Source organism: Rhizobium sp. UGM030330-04 (genome assembly GCF_003208455.1).
In the GTDB taxonomy this organism is placed as follows: Bacteria; Pseudomonadota; Alphaproteobacteria; order Rhizobiales; family Rhizobiaceae; genus Agrobacterium; species Agrobacterium rhizogenes_A.
In genome coordinates, this window is sequence record NZ_QKML01000008.1 from 17,802 (window position 1) to 42,353 (window position 24,552).

21 protein-coding genes are annotated in these 24,552 nt (G+C 61.3%); 4 read left to right on the top strand and 17 right to left on the bottom strand.

Translation table 11 applies throughout. From position 1 onward, the window contains the following. Positions 1-88 precede the first annotated feature (88 nt). From N434_RS13515 to N434_RS13545, 7 genes are all read right to left on the bottom strand, one after another. Positions 89-838, bottom strand: a complete 750-nt coding sequence (locus tag N434_RS13515; protein ID WP_110758889.1) for an ABC transporter ATP-binding protein — start codon at positions 836-838, stop codon at positions 89-91. Beyond that, entirely contained in the window at positions 835-1,671 is an 837-nt protein-coding gene (locus N434_RS13520; protein WP_110758397.1) for an ABC transporter ATP-binding protein, read from the bottom strand. The genes N434_RS13515 and N434_RS13520 overlap by 4 nt, the downstream gene beginning before the upstream one ends. Next, positions 1,668-2,600 carry an ABC transporter permease gene (locus tag N434_RS13525; RefSeq protein ID WP_110758399.1) on the bottom strand — a complete coding sequence of 311 codons (933 nt, stop codon included), beginning with the start codon at positions 2,598-2,600 and terminating at the stop codon, positions 1,668-1,670. Before N434_RS13525 ends, N434_RS13520 begins: the two co-directional genes overlap by 4 nt. Then, the gene (locus N434_RS13530; RefSeq protein ID WP_065117721.1) at positions 2,597-3,664 is read right to left on the bottom strand and encodes an ABC transporter permease; all 1,068 of its coding nucleotides are present in this window, start codon (positions 3,662-3,664) and stop codon (positions 2,597-2,599) included. The genes N434_RS13525 and N434_RS13530 overlap by 4 nt, the downstream gene beginning before the upstream one ends. Positions 3,665-3,682: 18 nt before the next feature. Next, positions 3,683-5,323: an ABC transporter substrate-binding protein gene (locus tag N434_RS13535; RefSeq protein WP_065117722.1), complete on the bottom strand. Its 1,641-nt coding sequence runs from the start codon at positions 5,321-5,323 to the stop codon at positions 3,683-3,685. 50 nt (positions 5,324-5,373) lie between these two features. Continuing rightward, entirely contained in the window at positions 5,374-6,429 is a 1,056-nt protein-coding gene (locus tag N434_RS13540; protein WP_110758401.1) for a dipeptidase, read from the bottom strand. A 206-nt stretch (positions 6,430-6,635) separates the two neighbouring features. Continuing rightward, positions 6,636-7,343, bottom strand: coding sequence for a phosphoribosyltransferase (locus tag N434_RS13545; protein WP_110758402.1), 708 nt, complete (start codon positions 7,341-7,343; stop codon positions 6,636-6,638). Positions 7,344-7,655: 312 nt separating this feature from the next. Between N434_RS13545 and N434_RS13550 the strand changes: the two genes are divergently transcribed. Further along, positions 7,656-8,828: a M20 aminoacylase family protein gene (locus N434_RS13550; RefSeq protein ID WP_174033259.1), complete on the top strand. Its 1,173-nt coding sequence runs from the start codon at positions 7,656-7,658 to the stop codon at positions 8,826-8,828. Positions 8,829-8,866: 38 nt separating this feature from the next. Here the strand turns inward: N434_RS13550 and N434_RS13555 are convergent, their stop codons facing one another. Further along, on the bottom strand, positions 8,867-10,123 hold the full coding sequence (locus tag N434_RS13555) for an MFS transporter (protein ID WP_110758406.1): 1,257 nt from the start codon (positions 10,121-10,123) through the stop codon (positions 8,867-8,869). Positions 10,124-10,214: 91 nt separating this feature from the next. Between N434_RS13555 and N434_RS13560 the strand changes: the two genes are divergently transcribed. Next, entirely contained in the window at positions 10,215-11,138 is a 924-nt protein-coding gene (locus N434_RS13560; protein ID WP_110758408.1) for a LysR family transcriptional regulator, read from the top strand. A 29-nt stretch (positions 11,139-11,167) separates the two neighbouring features. Here N434_RS13560 and N434_RS13565 read toward each other — a convergent pair whose 3' ends face one another. From N434_RS13565 to N434_RS13600, 8 genes are all read right to left on the bottom strand, one after another. After that, on the bottom strand, positions 11,168-12,961 hold the full coding sequence (locus tag N434_RS13565; RefSeq protein ID WP_110758409.1) for an adenine deaminase: 1,794 nt from the start codon (positions 12,959-12,961) through the stop codon (positions 11,168-11,170). Next, positions 12,958-13,878: a nucleoside hydrolase gene (locus N434_RS13570; RefSeq protein ID WP_110758411.1), complete on the bottom strand. Its 921-nt coding sequence runs from the start codon at positions 13,876-13,878 to the stop codon at positions 12,958-12,960. The genes N434_RS13565 and N434_RS13570 overlap by 4 nt, the downstream gene beginning before the upstream one ends. A gap of 2 nt (positions 13,879-13,880) precedes the next feature. Continuing rightward, the gene (locus N434_RS13575; RefSeq protein ID WP_065117729.1) at positions 13,881-14,906 is read right to left on the bottom strand and encodes an ABC transporter ATP-binding protein; all 1,026 of its coding nucleotides are present in this window, start codon (positions 14,904-14,906) and stop codon (positions 13,881-13,883) included. Beyond that, positions 14,899-15,678 carry an ABC transporter permease gene (locus N434_RS13580; protein WP_065117730.1) on the bottom strand — a complete coding sequence of 260 codons (780 nt, stop codon included), beginning with the start codon at positions 15,676-15,678 and terminating at the stop codon, positions 14,899-14,901. The genes N434_RS13575 and N434_RS13580 overlap by 8 nt, the downstream gene beginning before the upstream one ends. Further along, positions 15,675-16,502: an ABC transporter permease gene (locus N434_RS13585; protein ID WP_065117731.1), complete on the bottom strand. Its 828-nt coding sequence runs from the start codon at positions 16,500-16,502 to the stop codon at positions 15,675-15,677. Before N434_RS13585 ends, N434_RS13580 begins: the two co-directional genes overlap by 4 nt. Before the next feature lie 165 nt (positions 16,503-16,667). After that, the gene (locus tag N434_RS13590; protein WP_065117732.1) at positions 16,668-17,690 is read right to left on the bottom strand and encodes an ABC transporter substrate-binding protein; all 1,023 of its coding nucleotides are present in this window, start codon (positions 17,688-17,690) and stop codon (positions 16,668-16,670) included. Next, the gene (locus N434_RS13595) at positions 17,687-18,748 is read right to left on the bottom strand and encodes a LacI family DNA-binding transcriptional regulator (RefSeq protein WP_110758413.1); all 1,062 of its coding nucleotides are present in this window, start codon (positions 18,746-18,748) and stop codon (positions 17,687-17,689) included. Before N434_RS13595 ends, N434_RS13590 begins: the two co-directional genes overlap by 4 nt. A 133-nt stretch (positions 18,749-18,881) precedes the next feature. After that, the gene (locus N434_RS13600; protein WP_110758415.1) at positions 18,882-19,802 is read right to left on the bottom strand and encodes a LysR family transcriptional regulator; all 921 of its coding nucleotides are present in this window, start codon (positions 19,800-19,802) and stop codon (positions 18,882-18,884) included. A 97-nt stretch (positions 19,803-19,899) separates the two neighbouring features. Between N434_RS13600 and N434_RS13605 the strand changes: the two genes are divergently transcribed. Next, entirely contained in the window at positions 19,900-21,087 is a 1,188-nt protein-coding gene (locus N434_RS13605) for an acyl-CoA dehydrogenase (RefSeq protein ID WP_110758891.1), read from the top strand. A 319-nt stretch (positions 21,088-21,406) separates the two neighbouring features. On the opposite strand, the gene N434_RS13610 is transcribed toward N434_RS13605, so the two are convergent. Beyond that, entirely contained in the window at positions 21,407-23,473 is a 2,067-nt protein-coding gene (locus tag N434_RS13610; protein ID WP_110758417.1) for a TonB-dependent receptor, read from the bottom strand. Positions 23,474-23,773: 300 nt separating this feature from the next. Between N434_RS13610 and N434_RS13615 the strand changes: the two genes are divergently transcribed. Then, positions 23,774-24,550, top strand: coding sequence for an IclR family transcriptional regulator (locus N434_RS13615; protein WP_110758418.1), 777 nt, complete (start codon positions 23,774-23,776; stop codon positions 24,548-24,550). The last annotated feature ends 2 nt before the right edge of the window (positions 24,551-24,552 follow it).

Below are 24,552 nucleotides of genomic sequence, written 5' to 3' on the forward strand. Positions count from 1 at the left end.
TCTCTGACCGCGCAGACGCGCGGTCGCTGGATTCCGGCTCAAGGCCGGAATGACGGAAGATGTCATTTGACCCGACTATAGCGGCACCTCAAGCGCGTTTGAAACCCTCGCTCGCCACCAGCAGCCGCCTCGTATAATCCGCGCTGAACTCGCGGCTTTCCAGCGCTTCCGCCTCCAGCATTTCCACCACCTTGCCGCTTTTCATCACCGCGAGCCGATCGCACATATGGCTGATGACGCCGAGATCGTGGCTGACCATGACAAAGGTGAGATTGCGGTCCTTGCGGGCCTGTTCCAGAAGGTTGAGGATTTCGGCCTGAATGGAGGCGTCGAGCGCCGAGGTCGGCTCATCCAGCAGCAGGATTTTCGGCTCGACGATCAGCGCACGCGCAATGGCGATGCGCTGGCGCTGGCCGCCGGAAAGCTGGTGCGAATAGCGGAAGCGGAAGCCGGAACCGAGCCCCACCTCGTCCAGCGCCCGGGCAATGCGCTGTTCGCGATTGTCGAGACCGTGGATGACCAGCGGCTCAAGCAGCAGCGCATCCACCGTCTGGCGCGGGTGAAGGGAACCATAGGGGTCCTGAAACACCATCTGCACGTCGCTATAGAAGCTCTTGTCGCGACGCTTGCCGGCATAGGAGCGTCCGGCCACCGTCAAGGAGCCTTCATCGAAATGGTTGAGGCCGGCAATGGCGCGCAGCAGCGTCGATTTGCCGGAACCGGACTCGCCGACGATACCGAAAGATTCGCCCTCAGCCACATCGATGCTGACGCTGTCGAGCGCGATGTAACCGTCGAAATCGACCACCATGTCGCGGACGGAAAGAACTGAACTCATGCGCGCCACTCCGGCTTGCGTTCCAGAACCGGCAGCGGATGCCGGTGGCCGCCGATTTCCGGCAGGCAGTTCAACAGCCCCTGCGTATAGGGGTGTTTGGCCTCCTTCAGATTGGCGGAAGCAAGCTCCTCCACCACCTTTCCGGCATACATGACAAGAACACGGTCGCAGAAGGAGGAGACGAGCCTGAGATCGTGGCTGACGAAGATCAGCCCCATGCCACGGTCGCGCACCAGCTTGTCGAGAATATCGAGCACTTCCAGCTGAACCGTCACGTCGAGCGCCGAAGTCGGTTCGTCGGCGATCAGCAGCTCCGGGCCGCAGACCAGCATCATGGCAATCATGACGCGCTGGCCCATGCCGCCGGACACCTCGTGCGGGTAAAGATCGAACACGCGTTCCGGGTCGCGGATCTGCACGGCTTCGAGCATGGCAAGCGTGCGCTGGCGCGCCTCGCCGCTGCCGATCTTTTCGTGGGTCCGCAAGGTTTCCATGATCTGGCGGCCGATGGTCATCACCGGGTTCAGCGAATATTTCGGGTCCTGCAGGATCATGGCCATGCGTTTGCCGCGCATGATCCGCCGCTCCTTTGCAGACGCCTTGAGCAGATCGATATCACCGAAGCGCAGCGCATCCGCCTCGATGCGCGCGCTTTTCGGCGTCAGCCCCATGATGGCGCGGCCGGTCTGCGACTTGCCGGAGCCGGATTCGCCGACGATGCCGAGACGCTCGCGGCCGAGCGTGAAGGACACGCCGCGCACCGCCTCCACCAGCCCGGTGCGGGTGGGGAAGGACACGCGCAGGTTCTCTACGGTCAGAAGCGGCGCGCTCATTGGCCCGCCTCCTTGGGGTCCAGCGCATCGCGCAGACCGTCGCCCAGCAGGTTGAAACCGAGGCTGACGATGAGGATCGCCACACCCGGCATGGCCGCAACCCACCATTGGTCGAGGATGAAGCGGCGCCCGGACGCGATCATCGCCCCCCATTCCGGCAGCGGCGGCTGTGCGCCGAGGCCGAGGAAACCAAGGCCGGCGGCGGTGAGGATGATGCCCGCCATATCCAGCGTCACACGCACGATGAGCGATGACAGGCAGAGCGGCATGACGTGTTTGAGGACAATGCGGAAAGGCGATGCCCCCATGAGCTTCACCGCAGCGATGAAATCGGAATTGCGGAAGGTCATGGTTTCGGCGCGGGCGATGCGCGCATAGGGCGGCCACGAGGTGAGCGCGATGGCGAGCACCGCATTCTCGATGCCCGGCCCGAGTGCCGCGACGAGCGCCAGCGCCAGAACGAGCTTCGGAAAGGCAAGGAAGATATCGGTGATCCGCATCAGGACCGCATCCACCCAGCCGCCGGCGTAACCGGAAACGGTGCCGACGATGAGGCCGACGGGCGCTGCGATGATGGCGACCAAAAGCACCACGAACAGCGTCAGCCGCGAACCGTGGATGAGGCGCGAGAGAATATCGCGGCCCTGATCGTCGGTGCCGAGCAAATAGCCCTCCGTGCCGGGCGGCAACAGCCGCGCATTGCGCAGGTCGCCCTGCACAGGGTTATGCGGGGCCAGCACATCGGCAAACAGCGCAACGAACAGCAGCGCGATGATGATGGCCAGCCCGAGCAGCGCCAGCCGGTTTTCCGAAAACCGCCGCCAGATGACATAGGCGCGGCCAAGCCGTGCCTGTTTGCGCGAGGCCGGCCGGTCGGAGAGCAACCATTCGCGGCTATAGGGTTTGATCGTATCTGTCGAAATCGTCATCGGCTGCGCGTCCTTGGATCGAGCGTCCGGTAAAGCAGATCGGAGAAGAGATTGATGCCGACGAAGATGGCACCGATCACGATCGTGCCGCCGAGAACGGCATTCATATCCGCATTCTGCAGGGAATTGGTGATGTAGAGGCCAAGGCCCGGCCAGGCGAAGATGGTTTCGGTCAGCACCGAACCTTCGAGCAGACCGGCATAGGAGAGCGCAATCACGGTCACCAGCGGCACGGCGGCATTGCGCAGCGCGTGGAACCAGATGATGCGGGTTTCCGAAAGCCCCTTGGCGCGGGCCGCGACGATATATTCCTGGGCAAGCTCGTTCAGCATGAAGGAGCGTGTCATGCGGCTGATATAGGCCAGCGAAAAATAACCGAGCAGAGAAGCGGGCAGAATGATGTGGCGGAAGAGATCCCACAACACGTCCCATTGCCGCTGCCAGATCGCATCGATCAGGAAGAAACCCGTGACCGGCGTGAAGGTGAATTCATAGACGATGTCCATGCGGCCGGGATAAGCGACCCATTGCAGCCGGGCGTAAAAGACGAGCAGCGCGAGCAGGCCGAGCCAGAAGATCGGCACGGAATAACCGATGAGGCCGATGACGCGCACGATCTGATCGGCGATGCTGCCGCGCTTGACGGCGGCAAGCACGCCGAGCGGAATGCCGAAGACGGCGCCGATGACCGTGCCGATCGTGGCAAGCTCGATGGTTGCCGGAAACACCCGCTTGATATCCTCCATGACAGGATTGGTAGTGAGGACGGAGGTGCCGAAATCGCCCGAAAGCGCCTGTTTCAGGTAAAGGAAAAATTGCTGCCAGAGCGGCAGGTTGAGGCCGAGCTGCTCGCGCACCCGCTCGACCACATGTGCGGGCGCACGGTCACCGACGATCGCCAGTGCGGGATCGATCGGAACGACGCGGCCAATGAAAAATGTGACCGCCATCAGCCCGAGAAAGGTGGTGATGACGGTGACGGCGAAGCCGAGAACGGCTTTCACGCGGGCATTGGCACGGCGTTTGCCGTGCCTCGCCCTGCTGTTTGCTTCAACCATGCTCAAGAGACCGATCCTTCCGGATCATTCCTTGGAGATGGTGTAGACGTAGTTGGTGTCGAAGCTCGGGCCGAGCTTCAGGCCCTTCAGCTTGGCGGAATAACCGGCCACTTCGGTCTGCTGGAAGATGATGACGAAGGGACCCTTCGCCAGAACTTCCTTCTGCAGGTTTTCATAGATGGCGGCGCGCTTGGCGTTGTCCTTCTCCAAAAGTGCCGACTGGGTTTCCTTGGTCAGATCAGGAACGTCCCAGGCATTGCGCCATGCGAGCGTCTTGTTCTTGCCCTCATCGGAATTGTCGTAGTTGATGGTGAAGGTTTCCGCATTCGAGTTCGGGTCGAAATAGTCCGAACCCCACTGACCGATGTAGATATCATGGGTGCGGGCGCGGTATTTGGTCAGCGTCTGCTTGCCGTCACCCGGAATGATTTCCAGCTTGATGCCGGCCTGCGCCAGCGTCTGCTGCACGCTTTCGGCAATGCCGGTCACAGGCTGGGTGTTGCGCACATCCATGGTCACGGTGAAGCCGTCCTTCAGTCCGGCCTTTTCGAGAAGCTCCTTCGCCTTGGCGACGTCGAGCTTGTAGGGGTTCTCGTCAAGTGCGCCGAGCTGGCCCTTCGGCAGGAAGGTCTGGTGGATTTCGCCGATACCCTTGATGATCGTCGCGCCGATGGCGTCATAGTCGACCAAATATTTGAACGCCTCGATGACCTCTGGCTTCTTCAGGTTCTCATTTTTCTGGTTGAGGCTGAAGTAATAGACGGTGCCCTTGGGCGCGGAGGTGACGGCAAGGCCTTCCTTCTTGGAAACGGCCTCCATGTCACCCGGCTCGAGGTTACGGGCAACATCGATATCGCCGTTTTCAAGCGCCAGGCGCTGGCCGGAGCTTTCCTTCATGTGGCGATAGACGACGCGCTTCAGCTTCGGCTTCTCACCGTAATAATTCGGATTGGCTTCGAGGATGACGGCCTCGTTGGCCTTCCAGCCAAGGATCTTGTAGGGGCCGGAACCGGCATAACCGGTCTTCAGGAATTCGTTGCCGAAATCCGTGTCGTATTTGTAATCGGCACTCGGCGTGACCGACTTCGCCTTTTCGGTGATGAGCTTCTTGTCGACCACCGAAGCGACGGTTGCGGTGAGCACGTTCAGCACGAAGCTCGGCGCATAGGGCTTGTCGACCGTCAGCACGAAGGTGTGTTCGTCGGCAGCCTTGGCCTTTTCGTTGACGTTGTCACCGCTGAGGCCGAACTGTGTCAGCAGGAATGCCGGCGACTTGTCGAGCTTCACCGCCCGCTCGAAGGAGAAGGCCACGTCTTCAGCCGTGACCGGATTGCCGGAGGCGAATTTAAGACCGGATTTCAGCTTGAACGTATAGGTCAGGCCATCCTCGGAGGTCGTCCAGCTCTCCGCCAGATCACCGGTCACCTTGGAAGTGTCGTTGAGATCGATGGAGACGAGCTTGCTATAGGTATTGCCGGTAACTTCGGCGGCAGACAGTTCGAAAGCCTCGCCCGGATCGAGCGTGATGATGTCATCGATGGCGAAACCTTCAACCAGCGTATCGGCCGGGGTGGCAGCGAAAGCGTGCGGCGCCGACAGCATCATCAGCGACAAGGCGGCGCTGGTGCTGAGGATACGCATGGATTTGTTGAGCGATTTGATCATAGGATCTCCCCTTTTGTTATAAGATTGATTTCACTCGTGATTAGCCGTCTTCAGGCCGCCTCGTGCCAGGCCTCGGACAAAACGCGCAGCCAGTTTTCCCGGCATATTTTAGCAAGTTCTCCATCACCGTAGCCCGCCGATTTCAGCGCCGCAACCAGATTGTGGTTGCCGCTGGCATCGGCGATGCCGACGGGTACCGTCGCGCCATCGAAATCCGATCCAAGCGCCACGCAATCGATGCCCATACGCTCCACCATGTAGTCGATATGGCGCACCATGTCGGAAAGCGGCGTATCGGCAATGTCACGCGCATCGGACCTGAGCATGGTCACGGCATAGTTGAGGCCCACCAGCCCGCCGCTTTCCTTGATGGCATCCATCTGCCGGTCGGTGAGATTGCGGGCGACGGGGGTAAGCGCATGCGCGTTGGAATGGCTGGCGATCAGCGGCTGGTTGGTGGTCTTCGCCACATCCCAGAAGCCTTTTTCGGTTATATGCGCGAGATCGATGAGGATGCCGAGCCGGTTGCACTCCTTCACCAGCGCGAAACCGGCATCGGTCAGACCGGGCGCGGTGTCGGGCGACATCGGATAGGAAAAGGGAACGCCGTGGCCGAAGATATTGTGCCGGCTCCAGACCGGGCCAAGCGAGCGCAGGCCGGCGGCGTGAAACACCTCCAGCGCGTCGAGATCGGCGCCGATCGCCTCGCAGCCTTCCATATGCAGCACGGCGGCGAAAATATCCTCGGCGAAAGCCTCGCGGATATCGGCTGTGGAACGGCACAGCCGCCATGCGCCGGCGCGATCGAGCCTGAGCGCGATCGCGGCTTTTTCCATGGCGATGTCGAGTGAGGGTTGACGCTCAAGCGGAGCCGCGAGCGGCGTATCGTAATGGCCGTTCGCGTCCGGCTCCTGCAGGATCAGATCGCCTGATGGAATGTAGATGGCGCAGATGCCGCCGCCGAGACCGCCGGCCCTGGCCCGTGGCCCGTCAATATGGCCTTCGCGCGTGCCGTTTTTGAATTCCGCAACCGGATCGGCACCGGCCTTGCTGTTGCGCCACAACCGAAGCAGCACATCATTATGACCGTCGAATACTGCATGCATGGGAAGAAATTCCAGTCATCGGAAAGAACAAACGGGGGTGGGCAGACGCCGGAATGACACCGCGCGAAAGCAAACCGGCGTATTATTCACCGACCGCTATTGTCTGTCGGAGACGATCTTAGGACGATCTCTCCGAGCTTCGCAAGACACAAATTAGGCAGCGGTGAAATTATCACCACTTGCCTTTTGCCGGAACTTGCGCAACGTCAAGCGCGCCAGCCGCCTTCCGTTTTCGTGAGCAGCGGCGTTGAAAAAACGCCCCTCACCCGCTCCGGCCATTCCGGCCCGAAAGCGGCGATTTTTTCCCGCCAGCGATCCGATTGCAGCATGGCCGCACCGATGACGGCGGGCCGAATGCCGGAGGCGGCGAGCAGCGAAAGACCCGATATGATGGAACTGCCGCTGGAGATCACATCATCCACCAGCGCCACGCGCCTGCCCTCAATGAGCGGCAGCATGCGCGGATCGATATAAAGCCGTTTTTCCTGCCTCGTGGTGATGGAGGACATCGGCACCGACAATTCCTCCAGATACCAGAATTTGCGCGAGGTGCCGAGCGGCACGTAACGGGAATGGCCGAGATGCCGGGCAACGGCGGCGGCAAGCGTCAGCCCCAGCGTCGGCAGGCCGATGACGACATCCGGTTTGAAGGGAAGAAGCTTTGCGGCAAGATCGGCCGCCAGCGCCTCGAGCACCTCAAAAGAGGCCTGGTTGACGATGAGCGAGGCCAGCGCATGTTCCCCATCCGCCAGCGGCCTTATCGGCAGGCATATCTGCCGGCCGTCATCCAGTGCCGCCGGAAAGAAGGTGGAATGCGAGCCTGCCGTTTCAAAGGTGCGGGGCGGATGTATCTCCTGCCAGAACTCGTGCGGCGCGGCGGGAGACGGGGTGGCAGGCGACGCGGGTGATGGCATCGGTTTTTCCTTTCAGAACCGGGATGGCGCTAGGCGGAGGCGGTTTTCGGCCGCGCCAATCCCGTTCGGCAGATTTGTCATTTCAGCAACCACAGAGACGCTGCGGGTTCATTTCATTGGCTTTTTCCGTTAGGGTATTTCCGTTTTTCTCCGAAACGCGGAAATACCCTAACTCTTTAGTTTTACGCATTTCCGAACGCAAAACCGCTACACACTTTTGCTGGAAATGCTCTAGAAGAGAAAAAAGCAACAGGCATTCGGATGAACCCACCTATGACGCGGGTTTTTCCCATATTCAAGGACAAGCTGCCCATGAGACTGCTGGACCGGATCGGTGAGGACCTGCCATTCCTGACGGAGCTTCGCCACGACCTGCACGCGCATCCCGAACTGGGCTTTGAAGAGGAAAGAACCAGCGCCATCGTCGCCGACCTCCTCGAAAGGGCGGGACTGAAGGTGCATCGCGGTCTCGGCGGCACCGGTGTGGTCGCCACGCTGCAGGTGGGCAACGGCACCCGCAGTATCGGCCTGCGTGCCGACATGGATGCGCTTGCCATGCCTGAGGTTCCCGACCGGCCCTATAAATCGAAATTTCCGGGCAAGATGCATGCCTGCGGCCATGATGGCCACACCGCCATGCTGCTGGGTGCCGCACGTTATCTCGCAAAGACCCGCGATTTTTCCGGCACCGTGCATTTCATTTTCCAGCCGGCCGAAGAAGGCCGCGGCGGCGCGAAAAAGATGGTGGAAGACGGGCTGTTCGACCTGTTCCCCTGCGATGCGGTCTATGGGCTGCACAATATGCCGGGGCTTGGCATCGATGAAATGGCCGTGGTCGAAGGCCCGCAGCTCGCCTCGTCCGACAGCTGGCGCGTCACCTTCAGGGGCATCGGCACCCATGGCGCCAAGCCGCATCTCGGCCGCGATCCGGTGACGGCGGCGGGCACCTTCCTCGCCTCGCTGCAAACCATCGTCGGCCGCGTGGTCGATCCGCTGCAGCCCGCCGTGGTCAGCGCCTGTTCGGTGCAGGCGGGCGATCCGAAGGCGCTCAACGTCATTCCCGATCTCGTCGAAATCGGCGGCACGGCGCGTGCCTATGCGCCCGATGTGCGCGACCAGCTGGAAGCGGAAATCGGCAGGCTGGCAAAGGGCACGGCGGCGATGTTCGGCATCGAGGCGGATTATGAATTCATCCGCCGCATCCCGCCCGTCATCAACGAAGCGGAGGCGACAAAACGGGCGCTGAGGGCCGCAAAAACGGTGTTCGGCAACAAAACCCGCACCACCTTCCCGCCCTCGACCGCCGGCGACGACTTCGCCTTCTTCGCGGGCGAAGCTCCCGGCTGCTATGTCTGGCTCGGCAACGGCCCGGCGGTGGATGGCGCGCTGCATCACAACACTTCCTACGACTTCAACGACGCGGCCATCGTGCCGGGCGTCGCTTTCTGGAGCACGCTGGTGGAGCAGGAGCTGGCGGCGGAGTAACGCCCCGCTCGACCGTATGGGTTGAACGCGCCTGGCCTTCACTCGGTCCGGACCGGCCGTGCGCCGGAGCGATAAAGGCTGGCGACAATGCCGGCAAACGCGCAGCTGGCCGTGATGGCCATGATGCCCGGCCAGCCGGCATGGATCCAGAACCAGCCGCCGGCCCAGCCGGTGATGCTTGCCCCACAATAATAAAACAGCAGGTAGAGGGCGGAAGCGTGGCTTTTGGCAGCGCCCGCATGAGCGCCGACACCGCTGCTTGCCGCCGAATGACCAATAAAAAATCCGACCGTGATTGCCGCAATTCCAACCACGATGAGAATGACGCTGGACGCAAATGTCAGCAGGATGCCGGCAAGAATTGTCGAGAAGGCAACGGTCAGCATGATCCGCCGGCTGAAACGGTCGACCAGCGCCCCGCCATAGGAGGATGCGACGATCCCCAGGGCGAAGGTAAGGAAAATCATGCTGACGGCGGTCCGGCCCAGCTCGTAGGGCGGCGCCACCAGACGGAAGGCGCAATAGTTGAAGACGGTGGTGAATACGCTCGTCAACATCGCGCCGACGAAATAGAACCGCCGAAGCTCAGGGTTCTTGAGATGTTGCGCCCATATTCTCAGATGGGTTTTCACCGGCATATGCTGCGGCCGGAAGTTGCGTGACGGCGGAAGCAGCAGGAGAAAGCCGATGGCTGCGACAACACAGATCGCACCCAGCGCATACATCGCCACCTGCCACGAGGTGTAAGCCGAAACCAGCCCCATGCCGACGCGCCCGGCCATGGAACCGAAGGCCGTCCCGCCGACATAAAGCCCCATCGCCTTGCCGAGGCTGGAAGGTTCGATCTCCTCCGCGAGATAGGCCATGGCGACGGCCGGAACGCCACCGAGAACGAAGCCTTCCAGCGCCCTGGCGGCAAGAAGCCACAACCAGCCCTGCGTGCTCGCCGCAATGATATTGGCGATGGCGGCCATCATCATCGACACGAACATCAGGTTTCTGCGGGTGAAAAGCTGCGCAAAAGCACCGCTGAGAAGGATGGCGAAAGCAAGCGTGCCCGTCGTCAGGGACAGGGCCAGCGACGCGGTCGCAGGGTTGATGCCGAATTCCGCCGGGAATTCCGGCAGAAGCGGCTGAACGCAATAGATCAACGAGAAGCTGGCAAAGCCGGCGAGAAAAAGCGCGGCACTCGCCCTGCGAAACTGGCGGCTTCCATGTCTGATCCAGAGCACGTCAGGCGGGTCCGCCGTCATGACGATCGGTGGCGTGAAATCCTGTCTGTTGAGCTGGCGCATCGGCTTGTCCTTTTCGGCACCAGCTATAGCGCAGCCCTGACTTTCATTCTAATATATGGAATGCGCGAATGTTATATCTGGATCTAATATCATGGAACTGCGGCACATCCGTTATTTTCTGGCCATCGCCAGTGAGGGCAGCTTCACGCGGGCAGCGGAGCAGCTCGGCATCGCCCAGCCGCCGCTAAGCCAGCAGATAAAACTTCTGGAGCAGGAAATCGGCGTGCGGCTGTTCCGGCGTCTCGCACATGGGGCGGAACTGACGCCGGCGGGGCAGGCGTTTCGCACCGCCGTCAGCCATATTCCGCATCAGGTGAACGAAGGCGTCAGGCTTGCGCGAAGGGCAGCGGCCGGCGAGACCGGCATATTGAGAATAGGCGTTACCGGCACGGCGGCGCTCAACCCTCTCGTCCCGGCATGCATACGCGCCTACAGAAACAAATATCCCGACGTCGAGCTTCAGGTGATGGAGGCAAACGCCCTGTTGCTGACGCCGGCCCTGCTCGAAGACCGGCTGGACGTGGCGCTCCTGCGACCGTCCCAGTCCGATCCCGAGGCGCTTTACGAGGAAGTGCTTGCAGACGAACCGCTTCTGGTGGCGCTGCCTGTGTCGCATCCCCTCGCCCGGCGCGGCACCATGATCGACCTTCCGGAATTGCGTGACGACCCGTTTATCCTCACCCCGCGCAGCATCGGGACCAGCCTTCACGATGCATCGATAAAGGCCTGCGAGGATGCCGGCTTCACGCCCCGCCTGGGGCCGGCCGCACCCCATATCGTCTCCATCCTGTCGCTGGTCGCGGCCGAACTCGGCGTCTCCCTCGTTCCGGAATCCGTGGCGCAGGTAAAAATGCAGAATATCGTCCTGCTGCCCTCCAGCGGCCCGCCGCCACGGCTTTCCATATCGCTCGCCTACCGGCGCGGAACGACATCCCCCGTGGTGAAGAACTTCGTGGTCGCAGCCCGCACTGCCGCGCGTGAAACACAAGGCCAGCCATTACCGCAGGGCGAGTAACCGCGACGCGGAGAGGCGGGCCCCGCCCGCTATTCGAGAACGGCGATCACCGGGCTTTCCATCACCCTGCCCGTCAGAACGTCGGCGATACCCATATCCGTCTGGTGGGGGCCGATATTGCAGGCGAGCGTGGCGCCGAAACAGGCCTTGAAGACGAGATAGGGCGGCTGCCATTCCACCACCTTGCCGACGGCTTCGCGCAATTCCTCGAAAGCCCGTGCGACATCTTCAAGCGGCGCATCGGATACAAGGCCGGAGAGCGGCAGCGGGAGCAGCGCGGTAACCTTGCCCTCTGAGGCGACAGCCATGCCGCCGCCCGTGGCGATCACCGCATTGGCGGCGAGTGCCATGTCCTCGGCATTACCGCCGAAAACGGTGAGGTTATGGCTGTCATGCGAGACCGTGGTGGCAAAGGCGCCGTTCCAGTTTCCCCAGCCGGTGAGGAAGCCGGTTCTGGTGGTCGGCTCGGCGATGCCGTGGCGATGGGTGACGGAAATCATCGTCGCGCCTTCGGGCGGAACGACAAAACCGTCCTTCACCTCGGCTTCCGTCTCGCCCCATTGCGTGAAGCGCGGGCGGTCGATGGTGGCGATGCGCACCTTCACGCCTTCGGAGGCAACCCGGAAATCATCGGCTACGCGCAGCGGCAGCTTCATCGAACCTTCGAGCGCCGCCGCATCGCAGGCCGGAACGTCGACGAGCATATGTCCACCTTCCGCAACCGCCCTGCCCGAGGCCAGAACGTGGCGGGCGGCAAAACCGCTCAAATCCTCGAAGACGACAATATCGGCGCGGCGACCGGCGGCGATGAGGCCGAGATCGGCACGGTCGAGCCTTTGGGCAGCATTCAGCGTTGCCGCGCGCAGTGCCCATTCTGGCTTCAGGCCATAACGGACAAGGCGGCGCACCACATCGTCAAGCCCACCGCCCTGCAACAGATCGTCAGGGAACACATCGTCGGTGCACAGCGTCACCGTCTGCGGCAGGTGGCCGAGCGCGTTCAGAGCCTCCACGAATTCCGGCAGCAGGTGATCGTGCGAGCCGCGCAGTTCGATGGTCATTCCTGCCCGCAGTTTCGCCATCAGGTCTTCGCCCGAGACCAGTTCATGATCGGAAGAGACGCCCGCCGCCATGAAAGTGTTGAGATCGGCATCCTTCAGGCCGCGTGCATGGCCGCAGACCAGCTTTTCCGAGACAAGCCCGGCCTGCACGATGCCGCTCATGCGCGGATCGCGCTCGATGACGCCACGCATGTTCATGATTTCCGCAATACCGCCGATTTCGGGCCATGACAGGAGATCGGCAAGAATGGCGGCGTCGAAATCCGCCCCGCCGCGCTCCAGCCCCGGCGCGGAAGGAACACAGGAAGGTGCCAGCAGAATGGCGCGCAGGGGCAGGTTTTCGATAGCCTTCGCCGCCCATCGAACGCCATCGACACCATGCACATTGCCGAATTCATGCGGGTCCCAGACGATGGTGGTGACGCCACGGGCAACCACCGCCACCGCATAGGCGGCCGGTGTGACCATCGAACTTTCGATATGCATGTGCGTATCGATGAGGCCGGGCGAGACATAGGCGCCCGCCGCATCGATGGTCCGCACAGCGTCGCTGCGGCTTGCCGGTTCGTGCACACTGGCGATCAGCGGGCCGACAATGCCGATATCGGCGGCGCGAAGCTCACCCGTCACCACATCGACCAGCGTTCCGCCGGTGACGAGAACATCAAAAGGCGCATCGCCGCGTGCGGCGGCAACCGCACGGGTGCGCAGCACATCATCGGTGAGATCGGCAGGCTCGCGTGTCGTGGAGTTCGCGCTCATCGGGCAGCCTCCCGGCGCAATGCCTCCAGCACAGCTACCTTCGCGCCCTCCGCTTGAACTGTTTCGGCGACATGCGCATTAAACGCTTCAACCTTGCCGGCACGCAGCTCGACCACCGTTCTGCCCCGGGTCAAGGTGGAATGAAGCTCCACATCAATCCGCGCCTGCCGCCAGCCAATGAGGCCGGAGGTGAAGGCAACGGCGGCGACGGGATCGTAAAGCGCCATGGCCGCCCTGCCACGGCTGGTGGCAATGCCGATGAAACCTTCCAGCAGATCGGCGATCAGCCCGGCATTCTTGCCGCCGGCATTGCGGATCGGCAGCACATCGTCCAGCGAGGCCATAACCTTGCGGCAGGCGTCCAGATCGACCATGCGCAGCGGCAGGCCGTGGGAAAGCACGATGGCCAGCGCTTCCGGATCGGCAAAGGCGTTGAATTCGGCCGAGGCGGTATGGTTGCCGCTGGTCACGCCGCCCCCCATCCAGGTGAGATCGGAGATTTTTGCGGCAAGATCGGGCCGGGCGAGGCAGAGTGCGGCGATATTGGTGAGCGGTCCAAGCGCGAGTATGCGCTTCTCGCCTGCTCCCTCCAGCCAGTTGCAGAGCGCGGCAAAGGCATCGCTTTTCGGCAAGGCCGGCGCGTCCGGCAGGCTTTGGCCGACGGTCGGAATGCCGCTATCGCCCAGAATACATTGCGCGGTTTCGAGCGCGCCGAGCACCGGCATGGCGCGGCCCTGATGGATCGGCATCGACCAGCCAAAAGCTGAGACCGCTCCGGCGGCATTGCGGCAAACCGCCTGAAGCGTTGCATTGCCGAAGACCAGCGAAATGCCGTCGATGGCAAGGCCTGCCGATTGCACCACCATGATGGCGGCGATATCGTCAAAGCCCATATCGGTATCGATCCACACGCCCATGGTCAGTTGAACACCTTGAGGCTCGCCGCCTTTTCGACCGGCAGGTCGAAGGCGAGCGTATCGCCGATGACATGCGCGGCAAGCGCCGCATCGGTTTCCGCCTTGATGGGCCCGAGCGGCGTATCCAGCAGATATTCGCGGCTGTTGCCGGCAAAGGAGGTGCCGCGCACGGTTCCCTGGAAAGGACCTGAACCGAGGGTGACCATGCGCGGCCGCCAGGCCAGTCCGGATGCTGAAAGGACTGGTCCGGGAAGCGGTGTTGTGCCGTTTGCGGTTTTCAACGCGCCACCTTCCAGCGCGAAGATGTTTTCAAAGCCGACGAAATCCGCCACGAAGGACGAAACCGGCGCGTTGTAGATCTCTTCCGGCGTGCCGATCTGCTCAATCTTGCCGCCCTTCATGACGACAATGCGGTCGGCCAGCGCGAGCGCCTCGATCTGGTCATGGGTGACGAAGATCATCGTCACGCCGGTTTCCTTCTGCACGCGCTGCAATTCGGTACGCATTTCAAGACGCAGGCGGGCGTCGAGATTGGAAAGCGGCTCATCGAGCAGCAGCACTTTGGGTTCCATGACCATGGAACGCGCCAGGGCCACGCGCTGCTGCTGGCCGCCTGATAATTCCGCCGGCTTGCGCGAGGCGAAGTTCGACAATCCGACAGACTTCAGGCCGGAGGCGACCTTGTCCTCCAGCGCCTTGCCGTTCATGCCCTTGAGCTTCAGGCCGAAGGCGACGTTTTCGTAAACCGTCAGATGCGGGAAGAGCGCGTAGGACTGGAACACCAGCCCGACGGCGCGCTTGTTGGCGGCCACCCGGGTAATGTCTGCGCCATCGAGATCGATGCTTCCACCCGCCACCGGCATCAGCCCGGCAATGGCGCGCATCGTCGTGGTCTTGCCGCAGCCGGAAGGCCCGAGAAGCGCGAGCAGCTCGCCCTTGCGGATATCGAGATCGAGGTCCTTGACGGCGACATTGCCGCCATAGGCGAGCGAGACTTTTTTGAGCGAAAGGTAATTTGCGTCAGACATAACGGGAGAACCCCAGAAAACGTTCGGCCATAAAGACGATGCCGATGGAAAGGAAGGCGAGCAGCGAGGAAAGTGCGGCCACGGAAGGATCGAAGACGATTTCCATGTAACCCAGCATGTCGATGGGCAGCGTGCGCACGCCGGGACCGGACAGGAACAGCGATACCGGCACCTGGTTGAAACTCGTCACGAAACCGAGAATGAAGGCAGAGAGAATGCCGCCGCGAATATTCGGCAGCACCACCCGGAAAAACGCCCCCACCCGCGACGAACCGAGCAGCACCGCAGCCTCCTCAATATCCGAGCGCAGATTGTTGAGGCTGGCCGACACCACCCGCACCGCATAGGGCAGGATGAGCGCGGTGTGGGCAAGAAACAGGGCAAGCGTGATACCGATGCCGAAGGGCACCACGAAGTAACGCAGCAGCGCCAGACCAACGATGATGCCGGGCACGATGATGGGCGCGGAAACGATAGTCCGCACCGTTTCGGCAAAGGGCAGCTTGTAGCGCGACATGGCGTAGGAAGCAGGAATGCCGAGGACGAGCGCCGTGAACGTGCCGCCGATGGCAAGGAACATCGACATGGCAAAGCTCTCGCGAAAACTTTCCACGGTGAAGACCTTGGCGATCCATTTCAGCGAAAAGCCCTGCGGCGGAAAGGCGAGCGTATCCCCGGCCGAAAACGAGGCCGCGACGATGATGAGAAACGGCCCGATGAGGAAACCGACAACGAGGAGAAGCGTGAGCGGAATGAAGAGCTGCCGGGTCATTTCTTGTTCCTTGCGGTGGCGATGCGCTTCAGCAGGATATTGGCGGCAAAGCTCATGACGATCAGGATGAAGGCGATGACGCTGGCGGCGACAAAATTGTTGGAAACCGTCACCTGCTGGTAAAGCAGGGTTTCCAGCATCAGCACCTTGGAACCGCCGAGGATGGCCGGCGTGATATAGGCCGTCAGCGAACCGGTGAAGACCAGCGTGCCGCCGACGACCAGCCCTTCCTTGGTGAGCGGCAGGATGACTTTCCAGAACACCTGCAGCCAGCTTGCGCCGAGCACGCGGGCAGCCGCGATCGTATCCTTCGGCATGTTTTCCAGCGCGCTGATGAGGGAGATGATCATCAGCGGCAGGAACAGTTGCAGAAGGCCGATGAAAACGGCCGTTTCGGAAAACAGGATGCGGATCGGCGCGTCGCTGAGGCCCACCGCCTGCAGCGCCTGATTGACGATGCCGGTTCTGCCGAGAATGACGATCCAGGCATAGGTTCTCGCGACCGGCGAAATCATCAGCGGCAGCACGACGAGATTGACCACATGGCCCTTCTTGCCCGGCGACAGGTTGACGATGGCGAAAGCCGCCGCATAGCCGACCACCGCCGAAACGACGGTGACGAGCGCGCCGAGCTTCAGCGTGCGCAGGAAAACCGTCTGGTTCAGCGGATCGGAGAAGAAATCGGCATAGGCGGACAATGTCCAGCCGTCAGTGGTGCGAAAGCCCTCCGACAGAAGCATGAAGACCGGCACAAGAAAGACCGCCGCCGCAAAAATTGCGGCGGGCAAGGCAAGCGCCAGCGCTTCGGCCCGGTTCTGAAACATGGGTTTATTCCCTGAGCGGCCTGAGGGCCGGTTGTTAAGGCAGCCGGATGCACCGGCCTGCGAAATTGGAAGGTGGAAAAGCGGTCAGGGGACGACCGAACCGCTTTTCCGGGAATGGAGCTGCCCTGACGGACGTTCAATGCCCCATTCCAAAGGGTGAAGGACTTACTGGCCGACCTTGGAATTCCACTCCGACAGCCACTTGTCGCGATTATCGAGCGTCACGTCGGACGGAATGAGCTGCAGGCTGCGGGCGGTTTCATCACCATAGGTGATGTTGTTCGCCACCTCGTCGGATACCTTGACCTGGCTGTTGGTCGGGCTGTCCACCAGCTTTTCGGCCAGCGCCTTCTGGACGTCGGTCGACAGCCAGAAATCCATGAATTGCAGCGCAAGATCCTCGTTCTTGGTGCCCTTCGGCACCACGAGCACGTTCATGCCGCCGGTCTGGCCTTCCTTGGGCGTTGCCCAGGCGAGCGGCAGGTCAAGCTTGGTGAAAGGCGCCCAGGAGAAGCGGCCAATCGGCGCCGCCCAGATTTCTTCCTGCTGCATGAGCTGCACCAGCTGCGAGGATTTGACGTAGAAGGTGACGATATCGTCCTTCTTTTCGCCCACGGCCTCGATGGCGCCGGAAAGATCGGGCGTATCCTTGCCGATGGCCTTGCCGAGCATATAAAGCGCCGGCGGGCCCTGATTGGTGGTGACATTCGGGAAGGCGACGTGGTCGACAATGCCGTCCTTCAAAAGATCTGCCCAGCTGTCGATCTTCATCTTGTCGGTGCGGTAAACGATTGACGTGGCGTAGAAATTGACGCCGACGCTCATGCCGTCGCCATTCGGATCCTTGGCGATGTCATAGAGCTTTTCGATATTCGGAACCTTGGACGCATCGATCTTCTGGATCAGATCCTTGCGGGTGGCAGACAGCGCATCGGCCATGGAGACGATGGCGAGATCGACCACCGGATTGGCCTTGTTGGCCTCCATCTTGGCCAGACGCTCGACGCTGTTGCCGGTCTCGACCACCAGCTTGCAGCCGCATTTCTGCTCAAAGGGCGTATAGACCAGTTCCTTGAATTCATCCTGCGCGAAGGCGTAGACGGAAATCGTCAACGTCTTGTCCTGGGCCTGCGCCGCTCCCATCGTCAGCATCAGGGCGGTGCCCGATGCAAAAATGATCTTTTTCATGGTGTGAGTTCTCCTACTGTCGTGTTTTTGGCTTCAATCGCATCATGCTTTGCCTTGCCGGTGGAGCCGCGCATGATCAGCGCCATCGGTACTTTCGAAATATCCGCCGTCACGTCGATGGCGACGCCATTTTCGCCCGCGCCATCGATCGCGCGCAGCAGCGCGCCGACCGCGAGATCGGCGATACGGCCCATATCCATACGCATGGTCGTCAGCGGCGGGGTAACCACGGCGGAAAAGATGAGATCGTCAAAACCGGTGACGCTCGCCTCTTCCGGCACCTCGATGCCCTCGCGCTGCAATTCGGTGAGCACGCGCAGCGCATGCAGGTCGGAAACCGCGGCAAAGGCGGTGAAACCTTCGGCAACCTTCTCTGCAAGACCAAGCCGGCAGCCCGCGCCACCTGCCTTTTCAATGCCATCTATCCACAGCGTCTGTGTCAGGCACGCCTTGCCGAGACCATCGCGAATGCCGCCAAGACGGTCGTTCTGAACGTTGGAATCGCGGTTCTTGCCCACCAGCACCACCTTGCGATGGCCAAGCCCCGCCAGATATTCGCCGACCTGCCGGCCGCCGTCCCAGTGGTCGGCGGCAACAGTATTGCCCGGTGTCGAGGGGCTGTCGATCACCGCGACGGGACAATCGACATCGGAAATGCGGGTGCCGCGCCGGGGAACAATCACCATGCCGTCCACGCCACGCTCGATCAGCCGGTTGATGGCGTCCGTCTGCATGGCGATCTCGCCGCGGGCATCGGCAATCAGCACGCCGTAACCGGCGGTGACCGCCGCCTTTTCAATGGCCTGCGCGATCTGCGGGAAAAGCGGATTGGCGATATCGGGGAGAACCAGCCCCAGAACACCGGTCCTGCCGGTGCGCAGCGCCCTGCCCGCCGAACTCGGCACATAACCCAGTTCGCTCGCCGTCTTGCGGATGCGCTCCACCAGCTCAGGCGAAACACGGCCCTTGCCGGAGAGCGCATTGGACACGGTTGCCGCCGACACGCCGAGTGCCGCTGCGATCGCGCTCAGATTGGTGGCAGGCCGTGACGACGCCATGATGGTCCGGAAGGGCTGATTAAACGTTTAATCACGATAATCGAGCAAGGTCGCCCTGTCGAGTCCTGAGAGCAGCAAAAGGGGCGAAAAGCTGGGCACAAACGTTAAATGCCCGAAAAACGAGCGATTATTTTTACGCAGCTGGCGTGTTGGCTGCCCTGTAGGCCTCCACCTGCCGCACCAGCCAGTCACGAAACAGCACGACCGGCACGTGGTTGGCGCGCGAAAGCGGCGCCACGGCATAATAGGAACTGGGGCTTTTTGCCTGATGATCGAAGGCTTTCACCAGTTGCTTCGATTTCAGCTCGTTGTCGATCAGGAAAAGCGGCATCAGCGCCACGCCAAGCCCGGCAATGCAGGCCTGCGCCACGCTGGAGAACTGCTCGAAGCGCATGCCCTGCGGCAGGGCGAGCGAGAGGCCGAGGCTTTCGAACCAGTGGCCCCACGCTCCCGGCCGCGAGGCCATGTGGAGCAATGGCAGGGCGGCGATGTCCTCTCCCTTTTCCACGGGATGAGCGCTGAGGAATTGCGGGCTGCACACCGGCGCGACCATTTCATGCATCAGGAATGTGCTTTCCGCCCCCGGCCAGTCGGCCTGGCCGATATGGATCGCCATATCCAGCTGCTCGCGCTCAAAGTCGAACTGGCCGATGCGGGTGGCGAAATTGATGGTGATTTCGGGGTGGCTCGCCACGAAATCCGGGATACGCGGCAGAAGCCAGCGGGTGCCGAAGGTGGGCAGCATGGCGAGGTTCAGCGTATTGCCATGCGTTTTGGTCATGATCTGCAGGGACGCGGAGCGTATCTCGCCAAGGGCTGCAGCAATGGATTTCGCATAGACCCGCCCTTCGGCCGTCAGCGCCACGCCGCGCGCACCGCGCTCGAAGAGGCGCACGCCAAGCTGTTCTTCCAGTGACATAACCTGCCGGCTGATCGCCCCCTGCGTCAGCGCCAGCTCATCGGCGGCAGCGGAAAAACTGCCGAGCCTAGCCACGGAATCGAAGGCGGCGAGCGCGCTGGTGGAGGGCAGGAGTTTGCGGCTGAGAGACGTCATGAGCCATTACTATATGTAATGCAAAAATGAGTAAACATGGCTTGTGCCATCCGGCTCGAATACGAATAATCCGGCCAGCAAATCCGGAGGCGAAAACGTGAGCGAACGCGCAGCATTCAATTGGCAGGACCCTTTTCTGCTGGAAGACCAACTGACCGACGACGAGCGGATGATCCGCGACAGCGCCGAAGCCTTCGGCAAATCCGAACTGCTGCCACGCATTCAGGAAGCCTATCTTTCCGAGACCACCGAACCGGAACTGTTCCGCCTGATGGGCCGCACCGGCCTGCTCGGCGTCACCCTGCCGGAAGAATATGGCGCGGCCAACGCAAGCTATGTGGCTTACGGCCTCGTCGCCCGCGAGGTGGAGCGCATCGATAGCGGTTACCGCTCGATGATGAGCGTGCAGTCCTCGCTCGTCATTCACCCGATCTTCGCTTACGGCTCGGACGAGCAGAAGAAGAAATACCTACCCGACCTCGTTTCCGGTGAGCTGATCGGCTGTTTCGGCCTCACCGAGCCGGATGCCGGCTCCGACCCCGGCGGCATGAAGACCCGCGCGGAAAAGATCGAAGGCGGTTATCGCCTGCGCGGTTCGAAAATGTGGATTTCCAACGCGCCGATTGCCGATGTCTTCGTCGTCTGGGCGAAATCGGAAGCGCATGACAACCAGATCCGCGGCTTCGTGCTGGAAAAGGGCATGAAGGGTCTCTCCGCCCCGAAGATCGGCGGCAAGCTTTCGCTGCGCGCCTCCATCACAGGCGAAATCGTCATGGATGGCGTCGAAGTCGGCGAAGACGCGCTGCTGCCGAATGTTTCCGGCCTCAAAGGTCCGTTCGGCTGCCTCAACCGCGCCCGCTACGGCATTTCCTGGGGTGTGCTGGGCGCCGCTGAAGATTGCTGGTTCCGCGCCCGGCAATATGGCCTCGACCGCAAACAGTTCGGCAAGCCGCTCGCCGGCACGCAGCTTTACCAGAAGAAACTCGCCGACATGCAGACGGAAATCGCGCTCGGCCTTCAGGCATCGCTGCGCGTCGGCCGGCTGATGGACGAACATAAAATGGCGCCGGAAATGATTTCCATCGTCAAGCGCAACAATTGCGGCAAGGCGCTGGACATCGCCCGTCAGGCCCGCGACATGCATGGCGGCAACGGCATCCAGATCGAATATCACGTCATGCGCCACGCCCAGAACCTTGAAACGGTCAACACCTATGAGGGCACCCATGACGTCCACGCGCTGATCCTCGGCCGGGCGCAAACCGGCATTCAGGCGTTCTTCTGAGGCTTGTGGACGGAGCGGGAATGGCGTCGATCATAGCAAACGGCGACGTTTCTTCTCACCGTCATTCCGGCCTTGAGCCGGAATCCAGCCGACGCGCGTCCGCGTGGCGGGAAGGCTCCTTTCAGCCCAAGGACTTGGGCTGGCTGGATTCCGGCTCAAGGCCGGAATGACAGAGGGAGAGTGCATGACGCCCCGGCAAATGTGAGCCAGCGCTCTGAGCCAAGCTCAAATCGTATCATCGGGAGCAATACCCCTTGAAACAGAAAGGCCTCCGAAGATCGCTTCGAAGGCCTTTTTCTTTTCGAGCTCAGGTGACGGCTCAGAACGTGCCGCGCACGCCGATGCCGAACATGCGCGGTTCGGTCATGCTGGCCTCGATGCCGCCAATGCCGCGGTTTTCCTTCATCAGCGTCGGCGCGCGCTCGTCGAAGACGTTCTTGACGTAGGCGTAGAATTCAAGCTCGTCCTGGAGCTTGTAGCTCGCCCGCACATCGGCGATCGTATAGGGATCGATCGCATAAATGGCCTTGTTGTCCGTGTCGGAATAATAACCGTCGAGATGGCGCACCTGGCCTGAGACGGTGAACTTGTCCGTCACGTCCCAGCTTGCGCCGACAGTGAAGCTGTAACCCGGCGACTTGGCGAATTCCTTGCCGACATAGGCGGCGTTGCTGGAAATCTCGTCGATCTTCGTCTTCAGCAGACCGGCGCTGGCCTTCAGCGTCAGATTGTCGAGAACCCGATAATCCGCGCTGATTTCCAGACCGTAAGCATGGGCCTCTTCGGCATTGACCGTGTAGGATTCGCTGATGCCCGTGGAGACGACGACCGGCACGTTAAACTGGGCATTCTTCATGTCCATGTAGAACAGGTTGCCGTTCACCGTCAGCGTATCGTCCAGCAGGCTGGCGCGGGTGAAGAGCTCGTAGTTCCAGATGGTTTCCTTGTCGAAGGTGCGCCATTTGCTGGTCGTCAGGTCGAATGCGACGCCGCCGGGATTGTAACCGCGGCTGATCAGGCCGCCCACCGTCCAGTCGTCATTGATGGCATAGGCAAGCGACGCCTTGGGCAGGATTTCCGAGAAGGTTTCGTCATAATCGACCGAGCTGGTGCTGGTGGCACTCAGCGTCCGGTAACCGGAGCGCTGGATCTGGTCCTGCTGGTAACGCAGGCCGCCCGTCAGGGTCCATTGGTCGGTCAGGCGATAGCTCAGCTCGCCGAAGAGACCGAGATTGTCCTTGGTATCGTTGAAGCGCGAGGTTCCGCGCAGATAAAGTATCTCGTCGGCTTTCGTATGCGCGTAATAAATACCCGCGACACCGCTCAGCACATCTTCCTGATCGCCGAATGTCACACGCGTCTCGTGGGAGGTGTTCTTCAGGTCGATATCGGCATCACCCGTATTCGCAATGCCGACCCGGCGTTTGGCGATGGACGAGGAGAACTGTGTCTGATTGAACAGTTTCACGCCGTTTTCGAAATCGTAATTGATGTCGAGAATGCCGGTATTGGTGTACTGGCTGAAATTCGGCATCGTTGTGGTGACGTGGTTGAGATCCTCGAAGGGACGCGACGCCGCTTCCTGGCTCGGCCGGTTGGAGGCGTTGTAGGAATAGGTCAGCTTGGTCGAAAGACCGGGGATTTCCGACGGTTCCCACAGAAGCTTGAAGCGACCGTTGAACTCCTTGAAGTTCTGGTCCGTGCCCTCATGGGCGAATGCGGAATTGATGTAGTCGATGAAGGTATCGCGGCCGGAATAATCGATCGCCATGCGTGCCGCCAGCTCATCCTCGATCAGCGGACCGGAAAAGGCGAAGGAACCGCGCTTCTGGTGATAATTGCCGATTTCCGCCTGATAGCTGGCTTCCGGCGTAAAGGTCGGGTCCTTGGTGTTGACGAGGATCGCGCCGGCAATGGCGTTTGCACCCTGAGAAGTGGTCTGCGGGCCACGGAAGACCTCGATGCTGTCCACGTCCCAGATGGAACTCGCACCATAGATGAACTCGTTATAACCGAGATAATGGCCATCGACATTGATCGTGGCGCGCGGCACCGTGCCGGTGAAGAAGGCGATGGAGCCCGTATTCGGCCCCTGCGTATCCTGTCCGCGAATGATGGGTGCACTGACATTGTCGGTGTAGACGATGTTCGGAATATCCTTGATCGCTTCCGACACGGTCGGGTCGCCGGTCTTTTCCTTTTTGATTTCCTCAGCGGTTTTGACTGACACGGACGATGCCGTGTTCTTCATGTCGCGCGCCACTTTTTCACCGGTCACGACGATCGGCTTCAAGACGGTGGTGCCCGCCGCATCAGCCTGCTGATCCTGACCGAGAACCGGCGTCACGAACATTGTCGCCAGCGTCAGGGCGCTGACCCCGCTCATCAAACGACCGCTAGAACTAAACCCCATCACACACCCCTAATAAACATGAGTATTAAAGTCATATTCAAGTAACGGAAGCGTTATCTGTTTCGCAATAGAGAATGCATTCCGTATTGCGGACAAACAGGGTTCCGTAACGGGATGTGCCATATTTACAACAAAGTTTATCGACCGCCTGTGCCCCGTGTGAAAGGCAACGCATCCGAACCACCCGTTTTCCCGCCAGAAATCGATTCCGATTTGTGGGCTGATGCGTTAGGCATGGTCAGGCCATGAACGGGGGGAATCGGCTTGAGCACCATGGATGACGACGCGGACGACCTGCCGGAAAACGAGGGCGAAAAGCGCTCGGCCCTCATCCAGTCCGTATCGATCGCGGCGCGTTTTCTAAATCTCCTCGCCAGATCGGATACGGCGCTGGCACTTGGCGAACTGGCCAAACGTGCCGGCACCGGCCGCTCCACCGCGCATCGTTACATGCAAAGCCTCGTGCGCGAGGGGCTGGTGACGCAGGACCCGGCAAGCGGCAGTTACGATCTCGGACCTGCGGCGCTGGGGATCGGTATCAGCGCGCTGAGGCGAATCAATCCGGTCGAAACTGCCGGCCGCCAGATGAAAGCGCTTGCCGCTCAGATCGGCGCCAGCTGCGGCGTGGCGATCTGGACCGAACGCGGCCCGACCGTGGTGCGATGGGCGAGAAGCGCCAGTTTTTCCATCAGCACCGTGGCGCTGGGCGATGTTCTGCCGCTGGACAACAGCGCCTGCGGGCTGGTTTTTCAGGCTTACCTTCCGCCGGAGAGGACAACCGCCGTGCGCAGGCTGCAACCGGCCGCCTTTCGTGGCTCCCGGCCAGAAGCCGGCATTCTGAAAACCATCCGTGAGGTCGGTGGCGCGGAACTCAATGAACATCTGTTCTCCGCCCTGACTGGCAAGGCCGCACCGGTTTTCGACGCGCAGGGCGAACTCTGTTGTGTCGTCACCACCGTATCCTTCGTCGCCACCGCCGAGACAGAGCAGCATTTTTCCCGATTGATCGAAGCAGCCCAAAAGGCGACAGCCGAATCCGGCGGAGCATAGGC